Source organism: Butyricicoccus sp. (genome assembly GCF_050872565.1).
GTDB lineage: Bacteria > Bacillota > Clostridia > Oscillospirales > Butyricicoccaceae > Butyricicoccus_A.
This window is the reverse complement of sequence record NZ_JBNMHC010000121.1, coordinates 1-6225: the sequence shown is the minus strand read 5'-3', so window position 1 is coordinate 6225 and position 6225 is coordinate 1. Positions and strand designations below refer to the sequence as shown.

The window sequence follows — 6225 nt, the reverse complement described above, 5'->3', positions numbered from 1 at the left end:
TTTCATGCAGATACAACAATAAACAATTCTTGTTACAAATAAAAAGCGCATTTTTGCGGTTATTTTTGCGTTATTATATGCGTTTTTCGTTGACATCATATGTAGAACCCGGTATAATTAAAAAAGCAATATTCCACTATATCATAAAAGAGGGTGACAATTCTATGGGTGGAAAGACAATCGAAGATGTTGCAAAAATCGTCGGCTGCTCTGTCGGCACTGTATCACGAGCAATCAATAACCGAAAAGGTGTCAGCGAAAAAACGCGTCAGCACATCTTGCAGACCATGAAAGAAATCGGCTATCAGCCCAACGCCATGGCGCAAAGCTTAACAAGAAAGCATACCCATCTGATCGCAGTAATTATTCCGGATGTTTCTCATAATTTCTTCAGTAAAATCGTACAAGCTGCGGAAGTTGAATTAGCTTCCAAGCACTACAACGTCTTGCTGTTTAGTTCCAATTGGGATCCTGAAATAGAACGAGAAAAAATTCTTTTGGCGCAAAGTCTGCGCGTAGATGGCATCATCTTAAATCCATCAACAGACGAACTTCCCTTCACAGAGCCAGCTTCTATACCAACCATCCTGGTCAATCATACTGCGAAGGGAAATATCAGTTATGTAGACATTGATAATGAAGCTTCTAGCTTTATGGCTATCGAATATTTGATCCAATGCGGCTATAAGCGCATTGCATTTATGGGCGGTTATCCGGTTTCTTATATGGTTAATTTGCGTCAGCAAGGCTACCAGCGTGCTTTACAAAAATATGGCATTCCATTTGATGAATCTTTGGTTTGTCACAGCAGATATACCATTGAAGCCGGTTACGAGGCGATGGAAAAGCTGTTTCAGCTCCCTGATCCGCCGGATGCCATCTATTGTCACTGTGATGACAGTGCTCTCGGCGCGTATACATGTGCTGTCGATCACAATCTTTCTGTTCCAGAAGATTTCGGCATCGTCGGCTTTGATAACGACGAAATTGCCGGTCTGCCGCAGGTCGAACTGACCACCGTTGACCAGCTGCGGTATCAAATCGGCAAACTTGCCGCGCAGATGATTATTAACATGGTAGAAAATCAAGAGGATTGGAATCCGCAGAAAGTAATTCTTACTCCCAAACTCATTATTCGTAAGACAACCCGCGCTTTGCCCGAATCCTCTCAATAAGATAAAAAAATCCAGAAGCTTGTTTTTACATAAGCTTCTGGATTTTCTTATACCAAATTATCCTTGATATTGCAGCAAGCGATCTGTTTCAAACGATTCCTTGCAGCAATACGCAATTTTGGAGCAAGCGGTTCCATCATATACCGACACTTCCGGCTTTCGATTTTGCTGAATACATCGAACAAATTCGCACATTTCTTCGATGTAGGCTTCATGCCAGCGCCGCTGGAAATCCGGATAGCATTGGCGTGTGATGCCATCCTGCGACATAATTTCCAATAAACTGTCCGTTCCCACAGAACCAATCCGCAGAATGCCGCGTGTTCCCATAATTTCCGTCTCGACATTGGTGCCATGCGGTGCAGCATGTCCCGCAAACGTAAAACACATCGTGCCATTTCTAAATTTCATCAGACAGCTGGCATTGTCCGCATCATTCCATTCGGCAAACTCTTGAAATTCATAACAGTCTCCCGTCGCCCACAGCTCTTTTGGCTCCGAACCGGTAAACCAGCGAAAGGTATCAATGTCATGAATGCACATGTCTAAAAATTCACCGCCGGAAGTCGGACCAAATTGAATCGCTCCTTCAATCGTCTTAATACATTCTTGCGTATAAGAACGAATCATGATAATTCTTCCAATCCTGCCCGCATCAACGATCTTTTTTGCCTGCATATACGAAGTATCATATCTGCGCATAAATCCCAGCATAAAAATGCGGTCTGGATACGCTTCTACAGCCTTTTCCGCCTGTTTGCACTGCGCCACTGTCGTTCCCAGTGGTTTTTCGGAAAAGACATGCTTTCCTTTGGAAAGTGCCAATGCAATTTGCTGTGGATGCAGCGCAGAAGGAGACACAACAGCAATGGCATCCAATTTCGGATTTTCACACATTTCTGCAAAATCTGTATATCCATATGGAACCGCCAGCTCTTCCATTACCTGCTCGACGCGCTGCGCATGGACATCGCAAACCGCCGCCAATTCTGCTCCCGGAACACGTGAGGAAATATTTGTCGCGTGCTCCATTCCCAGGCGTCCCAGTCCAATCACACCAATTTTTACTGTTTTCATGATAGTTCCTTTCTATCGTGCCAGTGCATAACTGCGCATTCTGCGCCGCGGCTTTGGTTCTATATCCTGTACGACAAAGTTCTGCCGAAAACGTTTCGGCGGCATTCCCACGCATTTAGTAAACTGCAAATTGAAATAGTTTTGTGTCTCGTATCCAACCATTTCTCCGATGCGGGTAATCGGCAGATCCGTTGTAATGAGCAAGGTCTGCGCTTCTCCGATGCGGCGGCGGATCAGATACTGAATCGGAGAATATCCGCTCATTTCTTTAAACACATGCGACAGATAATACGGGCTAAAATGCAGATAATCGGCGATATTTTGCAGCGTCATCGGCTCAGTATAATGTTCGTCAATGTACTCTTTGATTTGAAATCCCAGTTCATTTGGTTTGATCGTTTCACGCTCTGTCTGATCAGAACAATGCAGGATAACCAGCACTTTTTCCAGCAAGGCATACATCAAACCGTTGCATACAGCCTCAGCCCTAGTATAACATTCGGATAAATTCCGATACATCATTTCGAGCAAAACACGAATTTCTTCAAATGCATCGCCGCAGGAAAAAATCTGTCCGCAATCATCCGGAATCAAAGCATCTCTGCGCAGTCCCGGCATCTGAATGCCGCCGATAGCAATACAATAGCTGCCGATTTCAATCTTATTTCCCGCAAATTCATCGTGGACAACGCCGGAGTTATATATCAGCAAGTCACCAGCTTCTACATGACATACCTTGTCATGAATAAAATATTCTCCGCTTCCGCTGACGATCAGTACCATTTCCAAAAAGTCCTCGTGCGAATGCATAATGCGCGGATGCGCACTTGCCGCCGGACGAGTCTTTCCTACATACAGCAGCTTCGGCATGTTCTCTCCTTGAAACGCGGATTGAAAGTCTTTCTTTACGTAACTCAGTACTTTGAGCTCCTGATTCTTCTGCATAACACACTCTCCTCTTTGTCGGTTCACATATACGATTTCCGTTGCGTTTACTATAACAACGTTTTTTTTGCACTGTCAACCGCAAAAATAGCAGGTTTCTTGATGAATCAAATAAAAACAGCAACTTTTTCATACATTTCGCATACATCGAGAATTCTCTCAATTTTTGAACTTTTCTCTCTTGTAAAGTCTGCGTATTCGCGCACACAGCCAAAAATCCCAAACGAAACACTTGCGCAAACGTTTACGTAACTGTTTCGTTTTTTCTCTCAATTTTGCGATTTAGCACCGCAAGAAAGTTACATTTTAGATATAATAACTAAAATTTTCAGTAAATTATTGTAAGTTTTCGCCTATTGTCAACGAATAAAATCCATTGTATCATGCACTCAGTCAAGCGCAAGCGATTGCGCATCAACAAGATAGAGAGCAACAGTAAAGAGTTTGAAAGGAGCAAACAAAAATGGAGAAGAACTTTAACATTCCGAACACAGACCTGTACATTTCCCCGATGGGCATGGGCACGGTAGATGCCGGTGTGGCATGGGGCAGAGACGCAGCTAGTGCTGATTCCATGTTCGGCACCTTTGTTGAAGCAGGCGGCAACCTGATCGACTGCGCACATGTCTACTCCGACTGGATCGCCGTAGACGGCATTCATGAAGTAGGCCGCTGCGAGCGCGTTACCGGCGAATGGATGAAGCGCAACAAGAACCGTCATGACATCGTACTGACCAGCAAGGGCGGACATCCGGTATTCACCAATCCGCACTACGATCTGCACATCAATCGCTGCTCTAAGGCTGACATGCGCGGCGATCTGGAAGGTTCTCTGGAGCTGCTCCAGACCGATTACATTGATATTTACTTCTACCACCGCGATGATCCGCGCATTCCGGTTGAAGAAATGGTTGAAACCATGCAGGATTTCATCCGCGAAGGTAAGATTCGTTACTTTGCCGTGTCCAACTGGACCGCAGAGCGTCAGAAAGCCGCTATGGATTACTGCCGCAAGATGGGCTACCGCGGTCCGATTGCCGATCAGGCTCTGCTGAACCTCGGTGCCAAGTACATGAATCCGCTCGCTGATGACACCATGCTCGCTTGCAAGGGTGATCTGTATGAGTATCACAAGAATGAACTGGATACGCTGATGATGCCGTTCATGGGCAATGCATCCGGCTTCTTCCACATCTTCGCTGCAAAGGGCGAGGAAGGCGTTAAGAACAGCCCATATGCAACCCCGAAGAATCTGGAACTGGCTCGCCGCGTTGTCGAGATGAGCAAAAAGTACGATTGCGCGATCACCAACGTCGTTCTCGGTTACTTCTCTTCCGAAGCATTCCCGTGCGTACCGCTGTATGGTCCGTTTAATGAGGAATCCATCAAGGAAGCTGCAAGAACCTTCGACATCAAGTTTGACAAGAACGATTATAACATTTAAACTGATTTCTATCTTTTATCCTTATTCCTTTTTCACTTTCTCTTTTTTGTGATGCAGCATCCGGAGTGGATGTAATACAATCATCCGCTCCGGTTTGTATCACAAGCTATACAGGAAAAGGATATACATACAGGAGGTATTCATATGCATATTGGTGTCTTCACCGATGGTTTAGCAGCATATTCTCTCGAAGATACTCTGGCAACCTGTGAAAAGCTCGGCATCAAAGGCGTAGAGCTTGGCTGCGGCGGCTGGTCTCCGATGAGCCATGTACCGGCTGACGATCTGCTCTCCGGCAAGCTGTCCGCAGAAGAATATTTAAAGCCATTCAAAGCACACGGCATTCAGATTGACGCATTAAACGGCGCCGGCAATGTTCTGCATCCAATTGAAGGCAAGAAAGACCGCGAAATTTTGACCAAGGCATTCAAAATTGCTTCTATGCTCGGCGTCAAGACAGTCGTTGCCAATTCCGGTTTGCCGGCAGGCGGCCCGAATGATGAACGTCCGAACTGGGTTACGACACATTGGCCGCCAGAAAATTATGAGATCCTGGATTACCAGTGGAACACTGTCGCCATCCCTGCCTGGAAGGAAATTGCAGAGGAAGCGCGCAGTTATGGCGTTCGCATTGCTTTTGAGCTGCACCCAACTTGTCTCGTTTATAACCTGCAAACCTTTGAGCGTCTGTGCGAAGGTGTCGGCGACTGCAAGGATGTCCTCGGTATCAACATGGATCCCAGTCACATGATGTGGATGGGCGGAGACGGCAGAGATATTATCCGTGCTGTTCCGGAATCTATTTTCCATGTTCATCTGAAGGACTGCGTGTTCCACAAGCAGCAGCAAATGGTAAATGGCAATCTGGACAACAAAAAGGGCGCTGACATGGATGCCCGTTCTTGGAGCTTTGATGTTCCGGGCAAGGGACGCGATAGTGCATGGTGGGCTTCCTTCTTGAAGGAACTCCATCAGGCAGGCTACAACGGCATTCTGTCCGTTGAATTGGAGGATTACACCGGATTCCCGAAAAATCCGCTGGCAGAAGGCGTTGAATTTATGAAGCCGCTGGCAGCAGCTTATCCAGACTAACGAAAAGAGGAACGCATTATGAAACTTTGTTTTAATCAGGGTTCTTGTGACCACTGCCCCGATCATTCCATGATGGCTGATTTGGAAGCCGCTGAAAAGTATGGCTTTGATTACATTGATCTGCGTTTTGATATTTTAGATGAATACTTAAAAGATCACACGGCAGAGGAACTGGCAGAATGGTTCAACACTCATCATCTCAAGCCGTCCAGCTACAGCGGTTTGCTGTTCTTTAACTGGAAGCGCACACCGGAAGAAAAGCAGAAGGTTTTTGACGAGTTAAATCGCCTGATTCCGATTTTCGACACGATTGGTCTGAAAACCATCGCTTTGATTCCGAGCTTCAACATTGAAGAACACGCTTCCATCCCTGAAATCAAGGAAGACGCTGTCGAGATGATTAACCAAATGGCAGATCTTTGCGAGCCGCATGGTATTTCCCTTGCTCTGGAGTTTATCGGCTCCGGTGCATTTACCATCAATCGCTTTGAA

The 6225-nt window shown here is 45.9% G+C and carries 6 protein-coding genes; 4 read left to right on the top strand and 2 right to left on the bottom strand.

From position 1 onward, the window contains the following. On the top strand, window positions 1-1175 hold a 1175-nt coding region (locus ACR0P9_RS06435), incomplete at its 5' end, for a LacI family DNA-binding transcriptional regulator (protein WP_432618427.1). Between the two features lie 57 nt (window positions 1176-1232). On the opposite strand, the gene ACR0P9_RS06430 is transcribed toward ACR0P9_RS06435, so the two are convergent. Further along, the gene (locus tag ACR0P9_RS06430) at window positions 1233-2252 is read right to left on the bottom strand and encodes a Gfo/Idh/MocA family oxidoreductase (RefSeq protein WP_432618425.1); all 1020 of its coding nucleotides are present in this window, start codon (window positions 2250-2252) and stop codon (window positions 1233-1235) included. Window positions 2253-2264: 12 nt separating this feature from the next. Next, window positions 2265-3197, bottom strand: coding sequence for a helix-turn-helix domain-containing protein (locus tag ACR0P9_RS06425; RefSeq protein ID WP_432618423.1), 933 nt, complete (start codon window positions 3195-3197; stop codon window positions 2265-2267). 463 nt (window positions 3198-3660) lie between these two features. Between ACR0P9_RS06425 and ACR0P9_RS06420 the strand changes: the two genes are divergently transcribed. From ACR0P9_RS06420 to ACR0P9_RS06410, 3 genes are all read left to right on the top strand, one after another. Further along, a complete protein-coding gene (locus ACR0P9_RS06420) occupies window positions 3661-4641 on the top strand; it encodes an aldo/keto reductase (protein ID WP_432618421.1) in 981 nt (326 codons plus the stop codon). A gap of 144 nt (window positions 4642-4785) precedes the next feature. Continuing rightward, window positions 4786-5733: a sugar phosphate isomerase/epimerase family protein gene (locus tag ACR0P9_RS06415; RefSeq protein WP_432618419.1), complete on the top strand. Its 948-nt coding sequence runs from the start codon at window positions 4786-4788 to the stop codon at window positions 5731-5733. A gap of 18 nt (window positions 5734-5751) precedes the next feature. Continuing rightward, window positions 5752-6225, top strand: a 474-nt coding sequence (locus ACR0P9_RS06410; RefSeq protein ID WP_432618417.1) for a sugar phosphate isomerase/epimerase family protein, incomplete at its 3' end; no start/stop codon positions are given.